This window comes from Devosia albogilva, from assembly GCF_042685625.1.
Lineage (GTDB): Bacteria > Pseudomonadota > Alphaproteobacteria > Rhizobiales > Devosiaceae > Devosia > Devosia albogilva.
Map to the genome: position 1 here is coordinate 753,428 of NZ_JBHUNP010000001.1, position 25,118 is coordinate 778,545.

The 25,118-nt window shown below is 65.5% G+C and carries 24 protein-coding genes; 9 read left to right on the top strand and 15 right to left on the bottom strand.

Going from position 1 to position 25,118, the window contains the following annotated elements; all coding sequences use genetic code 11:
- Window positions 1-131: 131 nt before the first annotated feature.
- From ACFSX5_RS03860 to uraH, 8 genes are all read right to left on the bottom strand, one after another.
- A complete protein-coding gene (locus ACFSX5_RS03860; protein ID WP_386831952.1) occupies window positions 132-1,214 on the bottom strand; it encodes a BMP family ABC transporter substrate-binding protein in 1,083 nt (360 codons plus the stop codon).
- A gap of 25 nt (window positions 1,215-1,239) precedes the next feature.
- Window positions 1,240-2,166 carry an ABC transporter permease gene (locus tag ACFSX5_RS03865; RefSeq protein ID WP_386831954.1) on the bottom strand — a complete coding sequence of 309 codons (927 nt, stop codon included), beginning with the start codon at window positions 2,164-2,166 and terminating at the stop codon, window positions 1,240-1,242.
- A complete protein-coding gene (locus tag ACFSX5_RS03870) occupies window positions 2,163-3,245 on the bottom strand; it encodes an ABC transporter permease (protein WP_386831956.1) in 1,083 nt (360 codons plus the stop codon). Before ACFSX5_RS03870 ends, ACFSX5_RS03865 begins: the two co-directional genes overlap by 4 nt.
- Entirely contained in the window at window positions 3,229-4,761 is a 1,533-nt protein-coding gene (locus ACFSX5_RS03875) for an ABC transporter ATP-binding protein (RefSeq protein ID WP_386831958.1), read from the bottom strand. The genes ACFSX5_RS03870 and ACFSX5_RS03875 overlap by 17 nt, the downstream gene beginning before the upstream one ends.
- Before the next feature lies 1 nt (window position 4,762).
- Window positions 4,763-5,620: a xanthine dehydrogenase accessory protein XdhC gene (gene xdhC / locus ACFSX5_RS03880; RefSeq protein ID WP_386831960.1), complete on the bottom strand. Its 858-nt coding sequence runs from the start codon at window positions 5,618-5,620 to the stop codon at window positions 4,763-4,765.
- 513 nt (window positions 5,621-6,133) lie between these two features.
- Complete coding sequence (gene xdhB, locus ACFSX5_RS03885) at window positions 6,134-8,461, bottom strand: xanthine dehydrogenase molybdopterin binding subunit (RefSeq protein ID WP_386831962.1); 2,328 nt, start codon at window positions 8,459-8,461, stop codon at window positions 6,134-6,136.
- Between the two features lie 109 nt (window positions 8,462-8,570).
- Complete coding sequence (gene xdhA / locus ACFSX5_RS03890; protein WP_386831964.1) at window positions 8,571-10,037, bottom strand: xanthine dehydrogenase small subunit; 1,467 nt, start codon at window positions 10,035-10,037, stop codon at window positions 8,571-8,573.
- Window positions 10,038-10,241: 204 nt separating this feature from the next.
- Window positions 10,242-10,595 carry a hydroxyisourate hydrolase gene (gene uraH, locus ACFSX5_RS03895; RefSeq protein WP_386831966.1) on the bottom strand — a complete coding sequence of 118 codons (354 nt, stop codon included), beginning with the start codon at window positions 10,593-10,595 and terminating at the stop codon, window positions 10,242-10,244.
- 147 nt (window positions 10,596-10,742) lie between these two features.
- Here uraH and puuE point away from each other — a divergent pair, with 147 nt between their 5' ends.
- Entirely contained in the window at window positions 10,743-12,164 is a 1,422-nt protein-coding gene (gene puuE, locus ACFSX5_RS03900) for an allantoinase PuuE (RefSeq protein WP_386831968.1), read from the top strand.
- Between the two features lies 1 nt (window position 12,165).
- Here the strand turns inward: puuE and ACFSX5_RS03905 are convergent, their stop codons facing one another.
- Together ACFSX5_RS03905 and ACFSX5_RS03910 are read right to left on the bottom strand one after the other, a co-directional pair.
- The gene (locus ACFSX5_RS03905) at window positions 12,166-12,309 is read right to left on the bottom strand and encodes a hypothetical protein (RefSeq protein WP_386831970.1); all 144 of its coding nucleotides are present in this window, start codon (window positions 12,307-12,309) and stop codon (window positions 12,166-12,168) included.
- A 61-nt stretch (window positions 12,310-12,370) separates the two neighbouring features.
- A complete protein-coding gene (locus tag ACFSX5_RS03910; RefSeq protein WP_386831972.1) occupies window positions 12,371-12,829 on the bottom strand; it encodes an SRPBCC domain-containing protein in 459 nt (152 codons plus the stop codon).
- 50 nt (window positions 12,830-12,879) lie between these two features.
- Between ACFSX5_RS03910 and ACFSX5_RS03915 the strand changes: the two genes are divergently transcribed.
- From ACFSX5_RS03915 to ACFSX5_RS03945, 7 genes are all read left to right on the top strand, one after another.
- Window positions 12,880-13,215 carry an ArsR/SmtB family transcription factor gene (locus ACFSX5_RS03915; RefSeq protein WP_386831974.1) on the top strand — a complete coding sequence of 112 codons (336 nt, stop codon included), beginning with the start codon at window positions 12,880-12,882 and terminating at the stop codon, window positions 13,213-13,215.
- Window positions 13,216-13,282: 67 nt separating this feature from the next.
- Window positions 13,283-14,098 (top strand): bifunctional allantoicase/(S)-ureidoglycine aminohydrolase, encoded by an 816-nt coding sequence (locus tag ACFSX5_RS03920; RefSeq protein ID WP_386831976.1) that lies wholly within the window; start codon window positions 13,283-13,285, stop codon window positions 14,096-14,098.
- Window positions 14,099-14,102: 4 nt separating this feature from the next.
- Window positions 14,103-14,597, top strand: a complete 495-nt coding sequence (locus tag ACFSX5_RS03925; RefSeq protein WP_386831978.1) for an ureidoglycolate lyase — start codon at window positions 14,103-14,105, stop codon at window positions 14,595-14,597.
- Between the two features lie 57 nt (window positions 14,598-14,654).
- Complete coding sequence (locus ACFSX5_RS03930; protein WP_386831980.1) at window positions 14,655-15,419, top strand: META domain-containing protein; 765 nt, start codon at window positions 14,655-14,657, stop codon at window positions 15,417-15,419.
- Between the two features lie 2 nt (window positions 15,420-15,421).
- Window positions 15,422-16,045: a nucleoside deaminase gene (locus ACFSX5_RS03935; protein ID WP_386831982.1), complete on the top strand. Its 624-nt coding sequence runs from the start codon at window positions 15,422-15,424 to the stop codon at window positions 16,043-16,045.
- 327 nt (window positions 16,046-16,372) lie between these two features.
- Window positions 16,373-17,128 (top strand): trehalose-phosphatase, encoded by a 756-nt coding sequence (otsB, locus tag ACFSX5_RS03940; RefSeq protein WP_386831984.1) that lies wholly within the window; start codon window positions 16,373-16,375, stop codon window positions 17,126-17,128.
- A gap of 25 nt (window positions 17,129-17,153) precedes the next feature.
- A complete protein-coding gene (locus ACFSX5_RS03945; RefSeq protein ID WP_386831986.1) occupies window positions 17,154-18,566 on the top strand; it encodes an alpha,alpha-trehalose-phosphate synthase (UDP-forming) in 1,413 nt (470 codons plus the stop codon).
- 32 nt (window positions 18,567-18,598) lie between these two features.
- Here ACFSX5_RS03945 and ACFSX5_RS03950 read toward each other — a convergent pair whose 3' ends face one another.
- From ACFSX5_RS03950 to ACFSX5_RS03970, 5 genes are all read right to left on the bottom strand, one after another.
- A complete protein-coding gene (locus ACFSX5_RS03950) occupies window positions 18,599-20,023 on the bottom strand; it encodes a DEAD/DEAH box helicase (RefSeq protein WP_386831988.1) in 1,425 nt (474 codons plus the stop codon).
- Window positions 20,024-20,290: 267 nt separating this feature from the next.
- Complete coding sequence (locus ACFSX5_RS03955) at window positions 20,291-21,082, bottom strand: molybdopterin-dependent oxidoreductase (RefSeq protein WP_386831990.1); 792 nt, start codon at window positions 21,080-21,082, stop codon at window positions 20,291-20,293.
- Window positions 21,079-21,930 (bottom strand): cytochrome b/b6 domain-containing protein, encoded by an 852-nt coding sequence (locus ACFSX5_RS03960; RefSeq protein ID WP_386831992.1) that lies wholly within the window; start codon window positions 21,928-21,930, stop codon window positions 21,079-21,081. The genes ACFSX5_RS03955 and ACFSX5_RS03960 overlap by 4 nt, the downstream gene beginning before the upstream one ends.
- A gap of 69 nt (window positions 21,931-21,999) precedes the next feature.
- The gene (locus ACFSX5_RS03965; RefSeq protein ID WP_386831993.1) at window positions 22,000-22,653 is read right to left on the bottom strand and encodes a ThuA domain-containing protein; all 654 of its coding nucleotides are present in this window, start codon (window positions 22,651-22,653) and stop codon (window positions 22,000-22,002) included.
- A gap of 31 nt (window positions 22,654-22,684) precedes the next feature.
- Complete coding sequence (locus ACFSX5_RS03970) at window positions 22,685-23,185, bottom strand: GtrA family protein (protein ID WP_386831994.1); 501 nt, start codon at window positions 23,183-23,185, stop codon at window positions 22,685-22,687.
- A 267-nt stretch (window positions 23,186-23,452) separates the two neighbouring features.
- On the opposite strand from ACFSX5_RS03970, the gene ACFSX5_RS03975 reads away from it, so the two are divergent.
- Complete coding sequence (locus ACFSX5_RS03975; RefSeq protein WP_386831995.1) at window positions 23,453-25,060, top strand: bifunctional metallophosphatase/5'-nucleotidase; 1,608 nt, start codon at window positions 23,453-23,455, stop codon at window positions 25,058-25,060.
- Window positions 25,061-25,118: the final 58 nt, after the last annotated feature.

Below are 25,118 nucleotides of genomic sequence, written 5' to 3' on the forward strand. Positions count from 1 at the left end.
AGGCCGGTTTTCGCCGGACGCCCATGTTCATCGTTCCCTCGCCCATACAGGGAGAGGGTCAGGGTGAGGGGTGCCCCCGCGCAGCAGTGCCGGGAGGCGGGCATGTGCCCGCCTCCCATGGTGCGAAAGCCTTACGCCTTCACGCCTTCCACATACCAGTCCATGGCCCACAGACCGGCATCGTCGATAGTCTGGCCCGCCGGCACGCGCTCGGTGCCGGTGTTGTCGACGATCGGCCCGGTGAACGGATGCAGCGTGCCGTCCACGATCCCCTGCTTCACTTCCTCGGCGGCAGCAACCACCTCGGCCGGGATCTTCTCGTTGTAGGGCCCGATCACCACTTCGCCGGCGGCAATGCCCGGCCAGCTGTCGTCGGACTCCCAGGTGCCCGCCATCACGTCGTTGACGACGTCGATATAGTGCGGTGCCCAGACGTCGATGATGGCGCTCAGGTGCGAGTTGGGCGCAAAGGCGCTCATGTCCGCGCCCTGGCCGAAGCCGCCGACGATTCCGCGCTCCTCGGCAACCTGCAGCGCCGCCGGGCCGTCGGTGTGCTGGGCGATGATGTCGGCGCCCTGGTCGATCAGCGCACGGGCAGCGTCGGCTTCCTTGGCCGGATCATGCCAGCTCGACAGCATCACCACGTTGACGGTGATGTCCGGATTCACCTTGCGGGCAGCGAGCGTGAAGGCGTTGATGCCCATCACCACTTCGGGGATCGGGAACGAGCCGATATAGCCGATGGTGTTGGTCTTGCTCAGGTGCCCGGCCAGCGTCCCCATCACCGCGCGGCCTTCATGGAAGCGCGCATTGTAGGTGCCGACATTCTCCGAGCGCTGGTAGCCGGTGGCGTGCTCGAAGATCACGTCCGGGAACTCGCGCGCCACCTTGATCACATAGTCGCCGAACCCGAAGCTGGTGGCGAAGATGATCTTGTTGCCCTGCTGGGCCAGTTCACGCAGCACGCGCTCGCAGTCCGGGCCTTCCGGCACGCTCTCGACGAAGGTGATCTCGATCTGGTCGCCGAACTCTTCCTCGAGCGCCTGGGCGCCGACCCAGTGGCCATAGGTCCAGCCATTGTCGTCCTTGGGGCCGACATTGACGAAACCGATCTTGAGCGGCCCGTCCTGGCCGAAGGCCACGGAGCCGACGGCGGGCAGCAGCAGCCCGGCGGCGCCGATCTTGAGGGCGGTACGCCTGGTAAACACAGTCATTACGTTCTCTCCTGTTATGACGTTGTTATTGGGTGGGCAGGAACGGCTTGCCGAGGCAGGCCGGCGCCGCCGAGTTCTGGGACCGGCGCAGCGAGATCAGCACCAGCACCACGATGGTCGCGAGATAGGGAAGCGCGGCCCAGAATTCCGAAGGGAGGATGCCGGTGCTGCCCGAGGCCTTGGTGTAGAGCTCGATCGCCATCACCAGCCCGAAGAGATAGGCGCCCGCCAGAAGCCGGAACGGCTTCCAGGCGGCGAACACCACCAGCGCCAGCGCGATCCAGCCGCGCCCGGCCGTCAGCCGCTCGGCCCATTGCGGCGTCAGCAGCAGCGGGAAACAGCTCCCCGCGATGCCCGCCATCGCCCCGCCGAACGCCACCGCCGCATAGCGCACCCCGATCACCGAATAGCCGATCGAATGCGCCGACAGGTCGTTCTCGCCCACCGCGCGCAGGATCAGCCCGGCCCGGGTTTTCTTCAGGAACCACCAGATGGCGACCACCATGAACAGCGAGAAGAATACCAGCGGGCTATGGTCGAAGATCACCCGCCAGAACGGATGCTGCTCCAGTTCATCGGGAAACACCGAGTCGAAGATGGCGATCGGCCGGCCGGTATAGGCCTGTCCGAACAGGGCCGAGAATCCGGTGCCGAAAATAGTCAGCGCCAGTCCCGTCGCCACCTGGTTCGCCGACAGCGTCAGCGTCAGGAAGGCGAAGATCATCGACGCGCCGGTAGCCGCCAGCGCCGCCGCCAGGATCGCCAGCCAGTGATTGCCGGTGTGGTAGGTCACCGCGAAGGCGATCACCGCGCCGATCAGCATCATGCCCTCGACGCCGAGATTGAGCACGCCGCTCTTTTCCACCACCAACTCGCCGAGGGCGGCAATCAGGATCGGCGTCGAAGCCCCGATCAGGGTGATGATGATGGCGATCAGGAGGTCGCTGCTCATGCCGTGGCCTCCGCCGTCACCGGGCTGCGCCAACGCACGCGGTAGCGCACCAGCACGTCGCTCGCGAGCAGGAAGAACAGCATCATCGCCTGGAAGATGCCCACCGCCGCCGGCGGCAGCCCGGCCGTCGTCTGCGCCACCTCACCACCCACCACCACGATCGACAGCGCCAGTCCGGCAAAGATGATGCCGATCGGATGCAGCCGCCCGAGGAACGCAACGATGATCGCCGTGAACCCGTAGTTCGTCGGGAAAGACGGCACCATGCGCCCGAACGGCCCCGCCGCCTCCAGCACGCCGGCCAGTCCTGCCAGCGCGCCGCTCGCCAGCAGCACCATCCAGATGGTCCGGTTCACCGAGAACCCGCCATAGCGCGCGGCGTACGGCGCCGAGCCAACCACCTTGACCTGGTAGCCGAACACCGAACGGCTCATCACGAACCACACCACCAGCGCCACCACGATGGCGATCGGCGCCCCCAGGTGGATGATTGTCCCCGGCACCACGCGCGGCAGCATCTGGTCGGCGGTAAACATCCGCGTCTGCGGGAAGCCGAAGCCCATGGGGTCCTTCCACGGCCCGAGCACCAGGTAGTTCAAGAGCTGAATGGCGACATAGGTCAGCATCAGGCTGGTCAGGATTTCGTTGACCTTGAGCTTGGTCCTCAGCAGCGCCGGAATGAACGCCCAGGCCATGCCGCCCGCCATACCCGCCACCACCATCAGCGGCAGGATCCATGGCCCGCTCATGTCGCGCGTCAGCAGCGCCACCCCGGTGCCGGCTAGCCCGCCGAGCACATACTGCCCCTCGGCGCCGATATTCCACACATTGGAGCGATAGCAGAGCGCCAGCCCCACCGCGATGATGATCAGCGGCGCCGACTTCACCGCCAGGTCCTGCCACTTCAGCGGGTTGGTGAGCGGCGTCAGGAAAATCTCGCGCACCGCGGCGACGCCGTTATAGCCGATCAGCGAGAACACGATCATGCCGATGACCGCGGTCAGCAGCACCGCCCCGACCGGTGTCAGGTACAGCATCGCCTTGCTGGGTTCGGGCCGCTTCTCAAGCCGTAACGGCATCGCGCACTTCCCCCTGCCCGTGAACCCCACCCATCAACAGCCCGATCTCCTCGATGCTGAAATCCCCCACCGGCCGCGCCTCGCTCAGCCGCCCCATATTGATCACCGCCAGCGTGTCGCAGAGCGCTCGCAGTTCATCGAGGTCCTGGCTGATCACCACGATCGCCGACCCCGCCGCCGCCAGGTCCACCAGCGCCTGGTGGATAGCCGCCGCCGCACCTGCATCGACGCCCCAGGTCGGCTGCGACACCACCAGCACGCTCGGCTTCTGCAGGATCTCGCGACCCATGATGTATTTCTGGAGGTTCCCGCCCGACAGCGACCCTGCCGTCGAGCCCGGCCCCAGCGCCTTGACGGCGAAGTCGGCGATCACCTTGCCCGTATAGGTCTTGGCGGCGCCCGAATTGATCAGCCCCATCATCACCATGCCGAGCCGGTCGCGCGCCGTCAGCACCGAATTGTCGCTCAGCGTGAATTCGCCCACCGCCGCATGGCCGTTGCGCTCTTCTGGCACCGCGCACATCCCGCGCCGCCGCCGCTCGGTGGTGTTCATCAGCCCCACCGCTTGACCGTCGAGCGAGATCGCCTCGCGATCGTCGCCATGGATTTCGCCCGACAGCGCATCGAGCAGCGCGTTCTGCCCATTGCCCGCCACCCCGGCGATGCCGAAGATCTCGCCGGCACGCACGGTGAAACTCACATCCCTGACCGGCACGTCGAAATGCCCGTCCCCGACGGTCGACAGCCGCGACACCACCAGTTTCGGCGCCCCGAAACTCCGGCCCTCGCCGCGCACGATGTCCTTGAGCCCGGCCCCGATCATCTTTTCGGCCATGGACCGGCTGGTCTCGACCTTGGGGTCGCACGTATCCACCAGCCGCCCCCCGCGCAAAATCGTCGCCGTGTCGCACAGCGCTTTGATCTCGTGCAGCTTGTGCGAGATGTAGAGGATGGAGCACCCCTCCGCCGCCAGTTGCCGCAGCACCGCGAACAACTGCTCCACCTCCTGCGGCGTCAGCACCGAGGTCGGCTCGTCCATGATCAGCAGTTTCGGATTGAGCAGCAGCGCCCGCACGATCTCGATGCGCTGCCTCTCGCCCACCGACAGCGTCGCCACCGTGCGGTGCGGGTCGAGCAAGAGCCCATAGGTCTGCATCACGTCGCGGATGCGCCCCTCGAGCTCGCGCGCCGGGATCTTGCTGTCCATCCCGAGCGCAATGTTCTCCAGCACCGTCAGCGCCTCGAACAGCGAGAAATGCTGGAACACCATGCCGATGCCGAGCCGCCGCGCCGCCTTCGGGTTCGGCACCGTCACCACTTCGCCGTTCCAGCGGATTTCGCCGGCATCGGGCTGCATGATGCCGTAGATCATCTTGACCAGGGTCGATTTGCCGGCGCCGTTCTCGCCCAGGAGCGCATGGATTTCGCCCGGCCGCACCGCAAAGGACACGTTGTCGTTGGCGAGAACGCCGGGAAAGCGCTTGGTGATACCGGTCAATTCCAGCCGATGCGGCATACTAGCGTCCAATCACCACCTCCGATGGTCCGGAGGCGCGTGCCCGCGCGACATCAGCTTCCCCTCGACCAATCTGTACCATTATTTCGGCCGCCGCCAGCGCGGCGATCACTTCCGGCCGTTTATCCCCAAGCCCTTGCGCGCCAATGGGTAATACCAGCCGCGCGAGCGCTATCTCGTCCCCGCCCTGCTCGCGGAACCAGCTCGCGAACTTCGCCCGCTTCGTCTGCGAACCGACCATCCCGACATAGGGACTGTCGGTCCGCTTCAGCGCTTCGAGCGCGATCAGGAAATCGAGCGCATGGTCATGCGTCACGATCACGAAGCTGCTGCCTCGGGGCGCCTGCCGCACCACCGCCTCCGGCATCGCCACCCGGTGCCCGACGATGCCCGCCGGCAGCAGCGCCAGTTCCTCGCCCCGCGTATCGATCACCTCGAGCTTCACCGGCAACAGCGCCAGGATCTGCGCCAGCACCCGCCCCACATGCCCGGCCCCGAATACATAGACTGCCGGCCGCCCCGCCTCTTCCGCCGCGATCCGCTCCACCAGCTCCGCTCTGAGCCCTGCCCCCGCATGCCGCAGCCGCACCGCGACCCGTCCGCCGCAACATTGGCCGATCTCCGGCCCCAGCGGCACGTCCATCGCCTCTTCCGCCCGCCCGTCGGCGATCAGCCGCCGCGCATGTTCGATCACCAGATATTCGAGCGCCCCGCCCCCGATCGTGCCGACCGTCCCCTCCGGCCCCACCACCATGAACGTCCCCCGCTCCCGCGGCGACGACCCCCGCACCGACGTCAGTTCGCACACGATGGCGACGGGGTTCTCGGCGAAGAAGGCGGAGAGGGCGGCGGAGTTCACGCTACACCCCCACCCAACCTCCCCCTCGAAGGGGGAGGAGCACATCTGTGAAACAGGCAAAATCCCGCAACCCCACCGCCGCAGTCCCTCCCTCTCCCAGGGGGAGGCTAGGTGGGGGTACCCTCCACCCGAGTGGAGCCGCCCCCCTCCCCCTTGAGGGGAGGGGCTGGGGGTGGGGGTGTCGTAGCTCCAACGAACCGCGACCCCGAGATGCGCTCGACCCCCGACACCCCCACCCTTGATCCCTCCCCTCAAAGGGGAGGGAGACGATGGAACCGAGGCGCCTCGGATTCTTGCTTGTCCCCACAATGCGGAACAGCGACGAAGGTCGACATAGGGCTCGATCTCTCCGCCCCACCGCAGCCGCCCTTCCCCCTCTCAGGGGGAGGTTGGGTGGGGGTACTTCCAACCCGGGAAGAGCCCCCCGGGCGAGGTCGACTCCGGATCGGTCCCCTCGCCCCTCTGGGGAGAGGGTTAGGGTGAGGGGTGCGATGTTGGTGCTGACCACCAAGGTCACCTCCTCGCCCCCCGCATCCGTTCCACCCCCATCAACACCCGCTCCGGCGTCACCGGCGTATCCAGCCGCGGGGCCACGCGGTAATCCGCCACGCTTGCCACCGCCATCGACAGCGCTTCCACCACGCTGATCGCCAGCATCAGCGGCGGCTCGCCCACCGCCTTGGAGCGGCCGATCACCGCCTCCTTGTTGCTGGACCACTCCGCCAGCCGCACGTTGAACACCGGCGGCACGTCGCTTGCGAGCGGGATCTTGTAGGTCGAAGGCGCATGCGTCCGCAGTTGCCCCTTGCCGTCCCACACCAGCTCTTCGCTCGTCAGCCAGCCCATCCCCTGGATGAAGCCGCCTTCCACCTGACCCAGGTCGATGGCCGGGTTCAGCGACTTGCCCACATCGTGGAGGATGTCCACCCGGTCGACCACATACTCGCCCGTCAAAGTATCGATGGTCACCTCGCTCACCGAGGCGCCATAGGCATAATAGTAGAATGGCCGCCCGCGGCCTGATCCGCGGTCCCAGTGAATCTCGGGCGTCTTGTAGAACCCCGCAGCCGAAAGCTGCACCCGGTTGTGGTAGGCCGAGGCGCACAGTTCGCCGAACGGCACGAATGTCTCGCCCGCCTGCACGCCGCCCTGCACCCACTGCACCGCCTCTTCCGGCACCTGGTGCAGCTTGGCTGCGTGTGCCGTCAGCCGTTCCTTGAGCTGCCGGCAGGCATCCAGCGCTGCCGCGCCGTTGAGGTCGGTGCCCGAGGACGCCGCCGTCGCCGAGGTATTGGCGACCTTGCTGGTGTTGGTGGCCATGATCTTGACGCTGTCGAGCCCGACGCCGAACGCGTCCGCCACCACCTGCGCCACCTTGACGTAGAGCCCCTGCCCCATCTCGGTGCCGCCATGGTTGAGCTGGATGGTGCCGTCCTTGTAGAGGTGCACCAGCGCCCCGCCCTGGTTGTACCAGGTCGCCGTGAACGAGATGCCGAACTTCACCGGCGTCAGCGCGATGCCCTTGCGCAGCACCGTGTTCTCGCGGTTGAACGCCAAGATTGCCTGGCGCCGCGCCTGATAGTCCGACGAGGCCTCGAGTTCGCTCACCACCCGGTGGATGACATTGTCCTCCACCACCTGATGATAGGGCGTCACATTGTTGCTGTCGGTCCCATAGAAATTGGCCTTGCGGATCTCCAGCGGATCCTTGCCGAGCGCATAGGCGATCTCCTCGATCCAGCGCTCGCACGCCACCATGCCCTGCGGTCCCCCGAAGCCGCGGAAGGCGGTGTTCGACACGGTATTGGTATAGAGCGGCTCCGAGCGCACCCGCACCGCCGGATACCAATAGGCGTTGTCGGCGTGGAACAGTGCCCGGTCGGTCACCGGCCCGCTGAGGTCCGACGAGAACCCGGCCCGCGCCGCATAGACGGCATCCACCGCATGGATCTTGCCGCTGTCGTCATAGCCGACGCGGTAATCCACCACGAAGTCGTGCCGCTTGCCGGTGGCGGTCATGTCGTCGTCGCGGTCCGGCCGGATCTTGCAGGTTCGGTTCCATTTCTTGGCCGCCAGCGCTGCCACGCAGGCAAACAGGTTCCCCTGCGTCTCCTTGCCGCCGAAGCCGCCGCCCATGCGCCGGACCACGATGGTCACCGCGTGCTGGCGGATGCCCAGCACCTGCGCCACCATCAGTTGCACCTCGCTCGGGTGCTGGGTCGAGGAATGGACGGTCACGTCCTCGTCCTCGCCCGGAATCGCCATGGCGATCTGCCCCTCGAGGTAGAAGTGGTCCTGCCCGCCAATGGCGATCGACCCCTCCACCTTGCGCGGCGCCGCAGCCAGCGCCGCCTCGACCTCGCCCCGCTGCAGCGCCAGCGGCGGTGCCACCACCTTGCCGCCACCTGCCTGCGCTGCCCGCACGTCTAGCATGGGCTCGAGATCGCGATACTCCACCACCGCCAGATGTGCCGCCCGCCGCGCCGCCTCGCGCGTTTCCCCGATCACCGCAAACAGCGGCTGGCCCCAGAAATGCACCTTGCCGATGGCAAAGATCGGCTCGTCATGGAAATGGCTCGGGCTGATGTCGTTCTCGCCCGGAATGTCCTCGTCCGTGAGCACGCCGATCACCCCCGGCGCCGCCTTCACCGCCGTCAGGTCGATCGACACGATCTCCGCATGCGCCCGGCTCGACAGCGCCAGGTACGCATGCATCGTGCCCTCTGGCTCGACCATGTCGTCGATATACTCGGCCGTCCCCGTCACATGCTTGTGCCCGCTGTCGTGGCGGGTCGGCGTATGCAGGGTCGCAATCTCGATCGGCGCGGAGTGCTTGTTCATGCCCAGCACCTCACGCCTGCGGCACGATCACTCAACAGAGTGGAGCCCACCTCCCCCCTTGCGGGGGAGGCCGGGAGGGGGGTTCTCCCCACGCACACAGAACCCACCATCACGCCACCTCCCGCTTCACCCGCACCTCTTCCCCCTCGCTCTCGAGGAAGAAGCGCTTGAGCAGGTTCTGGGCCGCCAGCAGCCGGTATTCCTTGCTGGCCCGCATGTCGGTGATCGGCTGAAAGTCCTCGGCAAAGGCCGGCAGCACCGCCTCCACCGTCGCCATCGTCCAGGACTGGCCCACCAGCGCCGCTTCCACCGCCTTGGCGCGCTTGGGCGTTGCCGCCATGCCGCCGAAGGCGATGCGCGCCATGCCGACCACGCCGGCATCGTTGACGAACACCCGAAATGCCCCGCACAGCGCCGAAATATCCTCCTCGCGGCGCTTGGAGATCTTGTAGACCGCGAACTTCTCGCCCGCCGGCAACAGCGGCACCGTTACGCTCTCGACGAACTCGCCCGGCTCCCGGTCCTGCTTGCCATAGGCCAGGAAATAATCCTCGAGCTTGAGCTCCCGCCGATGATCGCCCCTGCGCAGCGTCAGCTTCGCGCCGAGCGCAATCAGCGCCGGCGGCGTGTCGCCGATCGGCGACCCATTGGCGATATTGCCGCCGATCGTGCCCATGTTGCGCACCTGCTCGCCGGCAATCCGATTCCACAGCGGCAAGAGTTCGGGGAAGCTCGCCCCGATCACCGGCAGCGCTTCCGAATAGCTCACCCCGGCATAGAACCGCACTTCGCTGTCGTTCTCGGCGATGCGCTTCAGTTCCTCGAGGTGCCCGATAAAGATCACCGGCCCGATAGGCCGCATGAACTTGGTCACCCACAACCCCACATCGGTGGAGCCGGCGACGATGGTCGCCCCGGGGTTCTCCGCATAGACCGTGGCGAAATCATCCACGCTCGCCGGGATGATGATCCGCCCGGCGTCCGCGCCCAGTTCCACCCGCCGCCCGTCGTTCAGCGCCTTGATCCGCTCCTTGACGGCGATCCGTTCCGCCCACAGCGGATCGGCCTCGGGCAAGCCATAGTCCGCCATCGCCTCGGCGGCCCGGATGATCGGCGCATAGCCGGTGCAACGGCAGAGATTGCCCTGCAGCGCCTTTTCCACCGCGCCCCGGCTCGGCCGCGGCTCGCGCATCCACAACCCATAAAGGCTCATCACGAAGCCGGGCGTGCAGAAGCCGCATTGCGAGCCATGGTGATCCACCATCGCCTGCTGCACCGGATGCAGCGTGCCGTTCTCGCCCCTGAGGTGTTCCACCGTCACCACATGCGTGCCATGCAGGCTCCCCACGAACCGGATGCAGGCGGTGACGCTGTCATAGACGACCTCGTCGCCGCTGAGCCGCCCCACCAGCACGGTGCAGGCCCCGCAATCGCCCTCCGCGCAGCCTTCCTTGGAGCCACGCAACCGCCGCTCCAGCCGCAGCCAGTCAAGCAGCGTCGTCTCCGGCCGCACATCGGTGACGGTGACCTCCTCGCCATTGAGGAGAAAACGAATGGCGTTGCTGATCTCAGCCATGGCCGACCCCCTCCCCAGCCCTCCCCGCAAGGGGGAGGGTGGAAGCCGGTGGTGTTACTCGATCACGCCAAAGAGTGGAGGCCACCCTCCCTCTTGCAGTCGAATTGGTGGCAACATGCCCCAACAGAGTGGAGGCCACCTCCCCCCTTGCGGGGGAGGTCAGGAGGGGGGTTCTCTCAACGCCCACGGAACTCACCACCACGATCAACTCCCCCGATACGTCGAATACGCGAACGGGCTCACCAGCAGCGGCACGTGGTAGTGCTTGTCCTCGCTGATCGTGAACCGCACCGGCACCACGTCGAGGAACGGCGTCTCGATCTCCACGCCGAGCCGCTCGAAATACTGCCCCACATGGAAGTGGATCTCGAACTCGCCATGCTGGAACTGGTCCTCGCCGAGCAAGGGCTGGTCCACCCGGCCGTCCTCGTTGGTATAGCTGTCGGTGATGTGGTGCGTGTGGTCGCCATGGACATACAGCAGCTCGAGCCGCATGCCGCGCGCCGGCCGGCCGTGCATGGTATCGAGCACGTGCGTGGTCAGCCGTCCTGACGCCATATTCTGCTCCTCCGTCCTTTTCCGGAATGAGACTAGCGCATCGCCCCCGTTGCGCAATGCACATTTTTTACCGTTTGGTCCACTTTTGAGCATCTTGTGATCAGCGGCCCCGCCGCTACTATCCTGCTGTCACTGCAAGAGGCTTCGATGAACCGCTATCCCCGCGACATGCACGGCTATGGTCCCAACCCGCCCCATGCCGATTGGCCCGGTGGCGCCCATGTGGCGGTGCAGTTTGTCCTCAACTACGAGGAAGGCGGCGAGAACTGCATCCTCCATGGCGATGCCGCCTCCGAAGCCTTCCTGGTCGACGTGCTTGGCGCCGCGCCGTGGCCGGGCCAGCGCCACGCCAATGTGGAGTCGATGTACGAATACGGCGCCCGCGCCGGCTTCTGGCGCCTCCACCGGCTGTTCACCGAAGCGGATATCCCAGTCACCGTCTATGGCGTCGCCACCGCCCTGATGCGTGCTCCGGCCCAGCTTGCCGCCATGCAGGAGGCCGGCTGGGAGATCGCCTCGCACGGCCTCAAATGGATCCAGCACAAGGACATGTCGCCCGAGGAGGAGCGTCACCAGATCGCCGAGGCAGTGCGCCTGCACACCGTTGCCACGGGCTCGCGCCCGCTCGGCTGGTACACCGGCCGCTCCAGCCTCAATACCGTCGACCTCGTCGCCGAGTATGGCGGCTTCGCCTATATCTCCGACGCCTATGACGACGACCTGCCCCACTGGAAGCTGATCGCTGGCAAGCCGCAGCTCATCATCCCCTACACCCTCAGCACCAACGACATGCGCTTCGTCACCGCGCCGGGCTTCGACACCGGCGAGGAGTTCTTCCAGGCGCTCAAGGACAGCTTCGACTGCCTCTATGCCGAGGGGCAGGCCGGCCAGGCCAAGATGATGTCGATCGGGCTCCACTGTCGCCTCGTCGGACAGCCCGGCCGCTTCCAGGGGCTCAAGCGCTTCGTCGACTACATCAAGGGCTTTGACCGCGTCTGGACCCCCACCCGTCTGCAGATCGCTGAACATTGGCTGCAGAACCACCCCTGGCGGGAACGGAAAGCAACACCGTCACAGCAGGATCGTGCCAGTTTCGTTGCCGATTACGGCTCCGTCTTCGAGCACTCCCCCTGGATCGCCGAACGCGCCTGGGAAGCCGAACTCGGCCCCGCCAACGACACCGCGGTGGGCCTCCATTTCGCCCTCCGGTCGCAATTTCGCATGGCAACTCAAGAGGAAAGGCTCGTCGTCCTCCGCGCCCACCCCGATCTTGCCGGCAAACTGGCGGCCGCTAAACGCCTCACCGAGGCATCGACCGCCGAACAGGCCTCTGCCGGCCTCGACGCCCTCACCGACGCCGAACGCCAGCGCTTCACCGAGCTAAATACCTCATATGTCGAGAAATTCGGCTTCCCCTTCATCATCGCCGTGCGCGATCACACCAAGGCCTCGATCCTCGAAGCCTTCGAGCGCCGCCTCGCCAACACCGCCGATGAAGAGTTCACCACCGCCTGCACCCAGGTCGAGCGCATCGCCCTGCTGCGGCTGAAAGCCCTGTTGCCGGAGTGACTTAGCCGTTCAGCTCGTCGCGCTCGTCCGACAGCACCGGCTCGTCGCGGAACAGCCCGATCACCATCGTCAGCACCACCAGCCACGGCAGGTGGTGCTGCATCCAGTTGTGCGGCGCAAGGCCGATGGGATGGCTCCAGTTCATCCCCGGAGCATACCGCCCAAAGCTGAAAGATTGGTAACCCTAACAGGCTCTTACCGGTGCTCTACTTGTAGAAGCCCTGCCGAAAATTGATGCCGTACTCGAGATAGCCCTTCATCCCGCACAGCATCCCTGTCCAGCCTTCGCAATTGCCGTAGGACGCCTTCTGCCCGGCGGCGTTCTCGCGCCAACCCTCCTCGTGAATCCTGACCAGGGTGCGCCCGTCCTCCAATCCCTCGAACGTCATGGTGACGGTGGTTTCGTATTCGCCGGCCGGGTCGTCATCAGGCGCCGCACCCCACTTCAAGACTATCCGCTGGTCTGGCACTACATCCACCACATGCACCGGAAAGGCGCCGGGAAAATCGTGGAAGTCCCACATCACCGTCGCGCCGGTCTCCAGCCGCCCCTGCGCACCTCCGGTCGTGAAATAGCCGCTCAGTTGCTTCGGGTCGGCAACCGACTCAAACACCTCGTGCACCGGCTTGCTGATCCGGCCGCTCACCGTGAATTCATAGGCCATCGCGTCCTCCTTCGCTTGCACAGGCAAACGATATGTTATAGAAACATAACATGTCAACGGAAGACGAAGACGACCGCATCTTCAAGGCTCTCGGCCATCGCGCCCGCCGACAGATCCTGGATCTGCTCAAGGCCGGTCCCCGCACCACCGGCGATCTCTGCGCGCAACTGCCCGAACTAGACCGCTGCACCGTCATGCAACATCTCGGCGTGCTGGAAGAGGCTGGCTTGGTCATTGCCGAGCGGCGCGGTCGCGAACGCTGGAACCACCTCGATGCCCTGCCGATTCACGCCATCCACGAGCGCTGGATCGGGCCCTACGCCGCCTACGCCACCACCATGCTCAGCCGTCTCAAGCGCGCCGTGGAGCAGCCGGCAGAGAGCTGACCGAGCCCCTGTCGTCCTCGGCGCAACTGCGCTAAGGATCGCTATCCGCCACTGCCGAAGACGACCCATGGCCACCTACGCTTCCCCGCCCGCCGGCCTGCCCGCGCAGATGACCCTCCACACCGGCCGCGCCGTCTTCACCGAGGCTTATGCGCTGCTGCCCGCGGGCGTGATGCGCGACATCGTCACCTCCTATCTGCCGCACTGGCGCGACACCCGCGCCTGGATCATCGCCCGCCCGATGACGGGCTTCTCCGAGACCTTCTCGCAATACATCGTCGAGGTGGCAGCCGGTGGCGGCAGCGAGCGCCCCGAACCCAATCCTGAGGCTGAGGGCGTGCTGTTCGTGGTCGAGGGCAGCGTCACTCTCACCATTTCTGGCGAACCGCACCTGCTCGAAACTGGCGGCTACGCCTTCCTGCCGCCCGGCTGCCAGTGGACCCTGGTCAACCGCAGCACCGAGCCTGCCCGCTTCCATTGGGTGCGCAAGCGCTACGAGCCGGTTGAAGGCATCGACGCCCCCGAGGCCTTCGTCAGCAGCGATCAGGATACCCCCATCCGCTGGATGCCCGACACCAACGAGACCTGGGGCACCACCCGCTTCGTCGATCCGGCGGACCTCCGCCACGACATGCACGTCAACATCGTCACCCTGATGCCCGGCGCGGTGATCCCTTTCGAGGAAACCCACGTCATGGAGCACGGCCTCTACGTACTCGAGGGCAAGGCGGTGTACCGGCTGAACCGTGACTGGGTCGAAGTGGAGCCGGGCGACTTCATGTGGTTGCGCGCCTTCTGCCCCCAAGCCTGCTATGCCGGCCCGCAGCGCTTCCGTTACCTCCTCTACAAGGACGTCAACCGCCACGCCCGGCTGGGCCTCTAGCGCCATGACCGACCGGCAGATCCGCATCGAGCCCCTCACCGCCGCCGCCTTCGCGCCCTTCGGGCAGGTGATCGAGACGGAGGGCGCATACCACTATCCGATCAACGCCGGCATGACCGAGCGCTACCACGATCTTGCGCGCGTTGAACTTGCGGGCACCGACGCCCGCCCGCTGATCTCAATCTTCCGCGGCAAGCCCTACACTCTGCCGCTGTCGCTGACCCTTGTGGAACGCCACCCTCTCGGCAGCCAGGCGTTCTACCCGCTCGGTGCGACGCCATGGCTGGTCATCGTCGCGCCTGAAGAGGGTGGCACGCCCGGGCGCCCCCTGGCCTTCGCCCCGGCTCCCGGCCAGGGTGTCAACATCGCCATCAACACCTGGCACGGCGTGCTGACGCCGCTCGACCACCATGCCGACTTCCTCGTGATCGACCGTGGCGGCCCCGGCAACAATCTCGAGGAACATCGCTTTGCCGAGCCTTGGCTGGTGGTGCGGTAACCCAAACGTCCGACCGCGCTCGAAACCGCCACAGCCCTGCGCTACGGTGACGTCATGATGCTGCGGTTGATACAGACACTGCTCGCGCTGCTGTTGCTCGCCGTTCCGGCGGCTGCCGATGGACTGAGCTTCACCGGCACAGTCGTCTATCGCGAGCGCATCGCCGCGCCGGCGGGCACGACCCTGCGCGTCAGCCTTGTCACCCTGCCCGAGGGCCAACCGGTCGTCGGTGCCAGCGGCACCGTCCCCGCCAACGGCCACCCCCCAATCGGCTTCGTTCTCAACCTCCACAGCGATGTCGCTCGCCATGGTACCGCCTTTGGCCTCGTGGCCGAACTTCTCGGCCCGGGCGGCTTTGCCTTCGCCAGCGTCGCTCCCGTGCCGGTCGACGTGACCGCGCCCGCTCCCGTCGTCATCGACCTCGTGCGGGCACCTGCCCCGCCACCGGAAGGGGAAGTCCCGAACCCGGCGCCCGTGCTGCCCGAGCCCGGCCTGGTCGACGTGCTCTGGCGCATCACCAGCATCGGCGGCAAACCCGCTATCGGCGAACGTCCCCCGACCTTCTCCATCACCGCCGACAGCCGCGCTGGCGGCAATAGCGGCTGCAACAACTACTTTGCCGAGGCCGATTTCACCGATGGGCTCAGCTTCGGCCCCGCCGCCGCCACCCGCATGGCCTGCGCCGAACCCTTGATGGCGCAGGAGGCCGCACTCTTTGCTGCCCTCGCCGCCGTCGCCAACTACGAAACCGACGGCGAGAGCCTGCGCCTGCTCGATGCCGCCGGCATCCCGCTGATCGGCCTCGTGCCGCTGGAGGACTAGACTTGGAGACCGCAGACCTGGTCGGGCGCCTGCTCGACGTGATCGAACACGACATTGCCCCGGTGACGCACAAGGGCGTGCAGCGCGGCAACAAGCTGTTCGGTGCCGCTATCCTCAGAAAGTCTGATCTGTCGGTGGTGATTGCCGAAACCAACAACGAGACCGAAAATCCGCTCTGGCATGGCGAAATGCACGCCATCAAACGCTTCTTCGAACTGCCCGCCGATCAACGGCCACAGACGAAGGATTGCCTGTTCCTCGCCACCCACGAGCCCTGCTCGCTCTGCCTCTCTGGCATCACCTGGTCGGGCTTCGACAACTTCTATTACCTGTTCAGCCACGAAGACAGCCGCGACAGCTTCGCCATTCCCTACGACATCCAGATCCTGCAGGCCGTGTTCGCCGTCCCCGATCCGGACCGCCCCACCGTTCCCCCCGACCGGCCGCTCTACAACCAGACCAACCCGTTCTGGACCAGCCGTTCGATCCCGCAGATGATTGCGACCCTCGACCGCGGCAACCGCGAGGCGCTCGTCCAGCGCGTCGACGACATCGCCGCCCTCTACGCCGACCTGTCGGCGGTCTATCAGTCCGACAAGGGCAACAAGGGCATCCCTCTCGCCTAGCGGGTGCTCCAAACCGCCGCGCGAGACTCGCTGCGTGGCACCTCGGCGAACGAAGCAGCGAATGTGAGAAAGCTCATCGCTGCCCCGAACAGAGCCATCAGAAGCAGCTGGTGTGAAAGCCGGGCGTTCATTTGACCCTCCATGATCGCATCACGGTGGTGGAACTACGCTCACGTCCCTGAACTCGGAGGTAATTCAGCGTTTATGCGCCGTTCATTTTCGTTCATCTGCCTGAGCGTCCCGGTTCAGGAATGACAGCCATGTTCCTGCGAACCATTCGGCTTTCCGGGCGTTCCGTGATCGACGAGAAATCCATCCGAGGCCTTGATGTCCCAACTGGACCATGCGGCGGCGCCGCAATTGGCGATCTTCACCGATTTCGACGGCACGCTGGTCGAGATCGCCGAAACCCCTGATTCCGTTAGGGTTCCCGACGATCTCCCCGAACAGCTCGAGCGCGCTGCCCGCGAGCTCGACAGCGCCTTCGCCGTCATCACCGGCCGCGAAATCGCCGACATCGACCGCTTCCTCGCCCCGCTCCAGCTCCCGGTTGCCGGCGCCCACGGCGCCCAGCGCCGCCGCGCCGATGGGGTGCTGGAACAGGTCGACGAAGCCGCCGTCCGCTCCGCTGACGAGATCGCCCACGCCGTCGAACCGCTGGTGATGACCCACCCCAACCTGATCCTCGAGCGCAAGGAAGGCAGTGTCGCCCTCCACTTCCGCCAGGAGCCGGAGCTGGGGGACACCGTCCGCAGCGCTATGGAAGAGGCCGTCAACGGCGTCACCGACTTCACCCTCATTCCCGGCAAGATGGTCTTCGAGGCCCGCCCGGCCTTCGTCGGCAAAGGCTCGGCCCTGCGCGCCTTCATGCAGGAAGAGCCGTTCGCCGGCCGCACTCCGATCTTCATCGGCGACGACTTCACCGACGAAGATGCGTTCGTCGCCGCGCAGGAACTCGGCGGCGTCGGCATCAAGCTCGGTGAAGGCGACACCGCGGCGCGCATGCGCATCGCCAACGTCGCCTCCGTCTACGCACTCATTCAGGGCCTGGGAGACATCGCCGCACGCGATCGCGTGCATTGAGACAACAAACACGGGGGCAAACCGTATGAGCCGAATTGTCATTGTATCCAACCGCACGCCGGGCAAGGGACCTGCCGCCGGCGGCCTTGCCGTTGCCTTGCGCAAGACTTTGGCGGAGCGGGAAGGTTTCTGGTTCGGCTGGTCGGGCCGGCTGGTGGAGCAGCCGTCCAGCGAAGCGCGCTTCGAGGATGTCGACGGGTTGAAGGTGGCTCAGGTCGATCTCACCCGACAGGATCACCACGCCTACTATGCCGGCTTCTCCAACTCGATCCTCTGGCCGAGCTTTCACCTTAGGCTCGATCTCGCGACCCTCGACAGCACCTGGTACGAGGGCTACCGCCGCGTCAACCAGCAGTTTGCGCGCGCCCTGCTGCCCCTGCTCAAGGCCGACGACATCATCTGGGTGCACGACTACCACCTGATCCCGCTGGCGAGCGAACTGCGGGCCCTCGGCGCCCGCAACCGCATCGGTTTCTACCTGCACATCCCCTTCCCGACCGCCGACACGCTTTACGCCATTCCGAACCACCTCGATCTCATGCGCGATCTGTCGCGCTACGATCTGGTCGGCATGCAGGCTAATCGCGACGTCGCCGCCTTCACCGAGTTCGCCGAACACCAGTCGCCGGCTAGCATCTCCGGCGATCCGCTGCAGTCTGTGGATTTCAGCCGCACCGAAGTGGATGCCTTCCCGATCGGCTCCGATCCTGACGCCTTTGCACGATTGGCCGTCAGCCCCGCCGCCACCAAGATGGTGAACCGCATGCGCCGAGTGCTCGGCGACCAGCGGTTGATCATCGGGGTGGACCGGCTCGATTATTCCAAGGGGCTGCCGCAGCGGGTTGAAGCGTATGAAAAGCTCCTCACCCATGACGCCCGCTTTCGGCGGCAGGTGCATTTCCTGCAGGTGGCGCCGCCCTCGCGGGACACGATCAAGGAATATCAGGAAACCAGCGAAACACTGGATTCCATCTGCGGACGGGTGATGGGGCGGTTTGCCGAATTGGACTGGCAGCCGCTGACCTATGTGAAGCGGGCATATGGCCAACCCAGTCTGGCCGGCCTTTACCGTCTCGCCCGCGTCGGCCTAGTGACGCCCCTGCGCGACGGCATGAACCTCGTCGCTCACGAATATATCGGCTCGCAGAACCCCGCCGATCCGGGTGTGCTCGTGCTCTCGCGCTTCGCCGGCGCCGCCGAGATCTTCGATGCAGCGCTGCTGGTAAATCCGTTCGACACCGATGAGACCGCCGAGGCTCTGCGTCTGGCACTCGACATGCCGCTCGATGAGCGCATCAGCCGTTGGCAAACACTGATGGCCGCTGCCCGCGCTCACAATATAGACGACTGGTCGCGCAGCTTCCTCGATCGTCTCGCACCGGCCAGCCGCAACGGTTCGGGCACGCGCGACATCCTCTACCTAGCGTCGGTAGCCTAAACGAAAACGGCGGCCCGAGGGCCGCCGTATCACTATGCGTTCGCCGTGCGCTTTGCCTTGGCGGCGTTGCGCTGTCCCCGGCTCCAGCGGGGCTTCGCCTTGCCTGCTTCAGCCTTTCGCGGGGCGGTGCGGGCTTCGCCGCCCTTGCCTGCAACTTCCGTCATCCATGACTGTGGCCGACTTGCACCGGCTTTCGCGGTTTCGGGGCGGCGCTCGCCTCCCTCGCGACGCTGCGGGCGTGCGGCCTGCGGGTTGCGGGCGCTCCGCGGGCCCGGGCGGCCCGCGGGGCGGGTCGGAGCCGCAGCCTCGGGTGCGGAGACCAGGCTCAGATCACCCGACACCGGCAGCGTACGGCGGATCAGGCGCTCGATATCGCGCAACTTGCCGCGCTCGGTACCGTCGCACAGCGTGATCGCAATGCCGGAAGCGCCGTTGCGGCCAGTGCGGCCGATGCGGTGCACATAGTTCTCGGCATCGTCCGGCAGGTCGTAGTTCACCACATGGGTGATGCCCTGGACGTCGATACCGCGAGCGGCGATGTCGGTCGCGACCAGGATACGAACCCTGCCGCTGGCAAAGCCCTTGAGCGCCGCCTGGCGGGCATTCTGGGACTTGTTGCCGTGGATCGCCGCCGCCTCGTGCCCGTCGATGGCCAGATTCTTCGCTACACGATCGGCTCCGTGCTTGGTGCGGGCGAAGATGATTACGCGCTCCATGCCTTCTTCGGGGTTGGCGAGCAGCTCATTGAGCACGCCGCGCTTCGCTTTCGAGCCGGACATGATCACCCGCTGGTCGATCTTGACCACGGTGGTGCCCTGCGGCGCCGCCTCGACCCGGACGGGGTCCTTCAGCAGCGTCTGAGCCAGCTCCTCGACTTCCGAGGCCATGGTGGCCGAGAACAGCATGGTCTGGCGCCGCGGCCCGACCAGCTTGGCAATGGCCTTCACCGGAGCGATGAAGCCCATGTCGAGCATGCGGTCGGCCTCATCGAGCACCAGCCAGCGCGTCTCGTTGAGCCGCAGCTTGCCGTCATTGACGAGGTCCATCAACCGGCCCGGGGTGGCAATCACCACGTCCACGCCGCGCGCCAAGGCCTTCACCTGCTGGGTGCGCGACATGCCGCCGAGGATCAGCGCCGTATCGAGCTTCATGCGCCCGCCAGCGAACTTCTTGAGGTTTTCCTCGATCTGCACGGCCAGTTCACGGGTCGGCGCCAGGATCAGCGCACGAGTGGTCAGCGGACGCGGCCGCCCCGTCAGCTCGAGGATGCCCGCCAGGATCGGCAGGCCGAAGGCTGCCGTCTTGCCCGAGCCGGTCTGGGCGATGCCCATCACGTCACGGCGTTCCAGCAGCTTGGGAATGGCCTGCGACTGGATGCGGGTCGGCTCGGTAAAGCCACCGGCGGCGAGGCTCTCGGTGAGAAGCTGCGGCAGGCCAAGGGAGGTAAAATCGGTCAATCTGGTTCTTTCGATGTGCCAAACGGCACGCGGTGCGGACGCAATCCGGCGTCTGCACAATCAAGGAATGCAATCGGGCGATAGGAAATTATCGCGCGGGTGCTGGCTCAAACCCGGACCAAATGGGTCTCCGGGCCGACTCCGCCGCTCACCGCTGGGATAAGAAGAGAAGTCCGTCGGCCGCTCCTGCGGCATCGACCCGGCACATATGGGGGAAGCCACCGGAAAACGCAAGCGCAGCCGCTGCAGGGGTGCGATGCGGCCGGCTTAGATCCCGCCATACCATTCGTAGCCGTTGTCCGGCCAATAACCGCCCTTGCCCATGCCGAACGGCCTGAGGTCATCCACCAGCTCTATGGTGTGCAGGTATTTCGGCTGCTTGTAGCCCAGTGCCCGCTCGATCCTGAGGCGCACCGGCGCCCCGTTCGCCACCGGCAGCACCTGGTCGTTGAGGCCGTAGGCTAGGATCGTCTGTGGATGATAGGCGTCCACCAGGTCGCTGCTCTCGTAGTAGAAGATGTCCCCGGCGAGCGTACGCTGGATGTTGTCGAAGCAGTGGTAGACGCAGAACCGCGCCTCCGCCTTTACCCCCGCCTGATCGAGCGCGGCGCCCAGGCGAGTGCCTGTCCACTTGGCGATGCAACTCCAGCCCTCGACGCAGTCGTGCCGGGTGATCTGCGACTGCTCCGGCATGTTGCGCAGTTCCGCCAGCGAGAAGCTGACCTCGCGCTCGACCATACCCTTGATGGTCAACCGGTAGGGCTCGAAGTTCTGCGCCCTGAGGAACATGTATTCCGGCGTGGTCGGCTCGGTCGAGCCGTTGGGCTTCATCCCCTGCCGGATCTCGCTCGCCGAATATTCCCGAGCCAGCGTCTGATCCCCGATCAGCAGTCGCTGCGACTGGTAGGTCAGGACGTTGGCCTGCTCCAGCGCCTGCCGCACCGGATTGCCGCGTTGCGCGAGAAAGTCGAACTGGTCGCAGCCGGTGAGGGCAAGCCCCGACCCGAGCGCCGCCGATCCGGCGAGAAACCGCCGGCGGTTGAGCATCAGCGGGCTCATGCCCGGTCTCCCTTCTCGACGACGGTGCCCGGCGCCGCACGGTACCAGCCTGTGATCATCGATCGCAGCCCGTTCAGCGGCCCGGCCAGCAGAACCATCACGACATGCACGACGAAAAACAGCACCAGCAGCACCATCACGCCGAAATGGATCGTTCGTGCGGTCTGCCGCCCCCCAAACAGGTCGAGTAGCCAAGGCCAGGCAGCATCGATGCCCGGGCTCATCGTCAGCCCGGTCAAGATGATCAAGGGGAACAGCACGAAGAACACCGTGAAATAGCTGAGCTTCTGCAGCGGTCCGTAGGCGCGGCCATGGTGGAAGCGGAAGCGGGCGTGGTTGCCGATGTCGCGCGGCAAACCCCGGAGGTCGGCACTGCCGGGCAGCACCTGCCGCACATGGCCGTTGATGAAGCTTGCCACGAACCACACCAGCAACGCCGCTACGAGAAGCCAGCCAAAGAAAAAGTGCACCACCCGGCCGGTAGCAAGATCGCGAAACGAGGGAATGGTCACCGCCCCCGGAAAGGCCGTGAACTGCGGCCGCTCGGCACTGCCGCTCATCCCCAGCCACCCTGTGGTGTCATAGGTCTGGCCCAGCACTGTAGTGCGGCCGCGCGGCCCTTCGGGGGTGTTGACGGCGCCAATGCGGAGCAGCGCGTTGTCGTACTCGAAGCCGGACTCCTGGCCCACATAGAGGGCCGGGTGAGCATTGAAGATCTGCAGCCCGGTCAGCAGCAGAAAAAAGAGGCAGATGACCCACACCCAGTGGGTCACTCGCGTCCAGACAGACTGGCGGTAGATCAACGGGCCACGCGAAACCGGCAGCCCGTCTGTGCTTGCTTGAGTCATGACGCCTCCCTGCCCCCAAATACGAGGACAAATCGGCGCCAGTTTCAACTCACCTTGCGCTGAACCGGCTTATTCGGCGTCCGGCCGCGCCGCCCAGTTGAGGCCGCGGCGCATGATCGTGGCCATATTGGTGTTCTCGAATTCCTTGGCCCGGTGGCCGAGGGTCATGTGGAACACCCGGCCCCTGCCATAGTGGTGCTTCCAAACCACCGGCATCACCACGCCTTCGATCCAGGGCGCGTGCTCACCGGAGAAGGTCGTCGTCGCCAGCACCTCGATCGAGGGGTCGACATGCATGTAGTACTGCTCGGACGTATAGGGGAACGACTTGATCCCCGCCATGATCGGATCGTCCGGCTTCGCCACGTCGACAGTGTAGTCGATGATGTTGCCGGGGTGCGCCACCCACTGCCCGCCGACCATGAACTGGTAGTCGACCGACTCGCGGAACGCATCGCTCATGCCGCCATGGTGGCCGGCCAGACCGACGCCGTTCTGTACCGCCTTGGTCAGGTTCTCCACCTCTTCCTTCTCAATCTTGCTCATCGTGTAGATCGGCACGATCAGCGACAGGTCGTGAATGGACGGATCGGCGAAGGCGCTCGTCTCCGTTGCGGTCCGCACCGAGTAACCATCCTCGTGCAACCAGCGGCGGTAGATGGCGGCGCATTCTTCCGGATCATGGCCGGACCAGCCGCCATAGACGATCAACGCACTCTTCATAAGACTCTCCGCAAATCAGGCGGCGCGGAGATTACCCCACTGGCAGGCGATTGGAACCCCGTTTCCCCCAACGGTACAGAACCCGCCGAGGTGCCAACGGCACGCTTTCGGCAGCAAAAGCCCAACTGCGCAGCACCACGAAGTTGACGCCCGACGTTAGCACCACCACCAGTATGGCGGCGGCTACCGGCGGCAGTCGCATGGTGCCGTAGATGATGAACGAGAACAGCGCGGCCAGACCCAGCGCCATCAACTGCACGGTCACATAGCGCGGCAATGCCCGACGGTGCGCAGCAACCGAGCGGAACGAGAAGCGGCGATGCAGCAGGTAGATCGGCAGGATGGTCAGGGCGTAGCAGGCGGCGTTCAGTTGCCACTCGGGATGTGCCGGCATCAGCGCCACGGCGACGCTCGACAGCGTCACGAATAGGGCCGATCCGAAGCCGCCGATCAGAATAAAGCTAAGGATGCTCTCTGAGCGGGCCGGTGCCTCGGGCACCTCCGGCAGCAGGCTGACAAGGGCGGCGCTCATGAACTCAATTCCGTTTCGCACCACCGTTCTAGCGCGAACCGTGCTGCAGCCTTGTTACGAATGTCGTCCGCCGCCTCTCAGCTTTGCCGGATGGTTGAAGAGGCGTGAAGAGGCGAACCTGCATGGCAGCCCTGTTTTTGACCTCTCGGTCCACTTTCACCCGTCACAAAACGCTGCTTAACTCGGCACAGGCTGCGCTCGGCACGGCCGCGGCGGGTGAGGCCCGCCGATTGAACTGCCCTTGTGGCAAGAACAGGGATGACAGGGATGAAACGACTGCTTCTCGGCGCCTCAACGCTGACACTTCTCGCCGGTATCGCCGGGCCCGCCTACGCGGACTTCACGCTCAATATCCTGCATATCAATGACTTCCACTCGCGCTTCGGGCCGATCACCGATAGCGATTCCAACTGTGACGCCGAGACCGACGCCGCCGGTGAATGCTTCGGCGGCATTGCGCGCCTCAAGACCGCCGTCGACAACAAGCGCGCCGAACTCGAAGGCGAGAATGTCGTGCTAGTCGACGCCGGAGACCAGTTCCAGGGCTCGCTGTTCTACAGCCAGTACAAGAGCGAGATCATCTCTGAGTTCGCCAACGATCTGGGCATCGAAGTGATGGCAGTGGGCAACCACGAGTTCGACGATGGCCCTGAAGAGCTGGCGAAGTTCCTCGAAGCTGCGGAGTTCCCGATCATCTCGGGCAACACCAACGTCGAGAACGAGCCGCTCCTCGCCGGCAAGCTCGAAGGCACCCACGTGCTCGAGATTGGTGGCGAGAAGATCGGCTTCGTCTCCGCCCTGGCTGAAGATACCGACGAGACCTCTTCGCCCGGCGAAAACGTCGAATTCGACGACACCATTACCAGCCTGCGGACCCAGGTGGACGCGCTGGCCGCCGCCGGCGTCAACAAGATCATCGCGCTGACCCACGTCGGCTACACGCAGGATCTGGAGATCGCGGCCAACGTGCCGGGCATCGACGTGATCGTCGGGGGACATTCGCACACCCTCCTCAGCAACACCGAGGAAGGTGCCGCCGGAGGCTATCCGACCATGGTCGACAATCCCGAAGGTGCGGAAGTCCCGGTCGTTACCGCCTATTCCTACGGCAAATACCTTGGCGACCTGGTGGTCACATGGGACGATGAGGGTAACGTCATTTCCGCCGAAGGCGCTCCGATCCTGATCGATGCATCCGTCGAGCCGAATGAGGAATATGCCGCCCGCCTCGCGGAACTCGAAGAGCCACTGCAGGAACTGATGGCCCAGGTCATCGGCAGCACGACCGAGCCGATCGAAGGCAGCCGCGAGGTTTGCCGCGTCGTGGAGTGCTCTATGGGCAACCTTCTGGCAGACGCTATCCTCGATGCTACGGCAGAACAGGGGGCCGATATTGCCTTCCAGAACGGCGGCGGTATCCGCGCATCCATCGATGCCGGCGAGATTACCATGGGCGAAGTGCTGACCGTGCTGCCCTTCTCCAACACCCTGGCGACTGTCGATATTTCCGGTGCTGACGTAATCGATGCGCTGGAAAACGGCGTGTCCGATATTGAGAACGGCGCAGGCCGCTTCGCCCAGGTCGCCGGGCTCAAGTACAGCTACTCTCTGGCCAAGCCGGTCGGCGAGCGCATCAGCGATGTACTGGTGAAGGGCGAAGGTGACGAGTGGGTGCCGATCGACGAAGAGGCGACCTACACCATTGTCACCAACAACTACGTGCGCGGCGGCGGCGACGGCTATGGCACCTTTGCCGAGGGCGACAATGCTTACGACTTCGGTCCGCCGCTGGAGCAGGTGGTCGCCGACTACATCGCCAAGCTCGGTGGCGAGTACACCCCATATACGGACGGCCGCATCACCGTTATCGAGTGACCGGGTCACCGAGGAATCGAAAAGGGGCGCCACGGGCGCCCCTTTTTTGTTCAGGTCG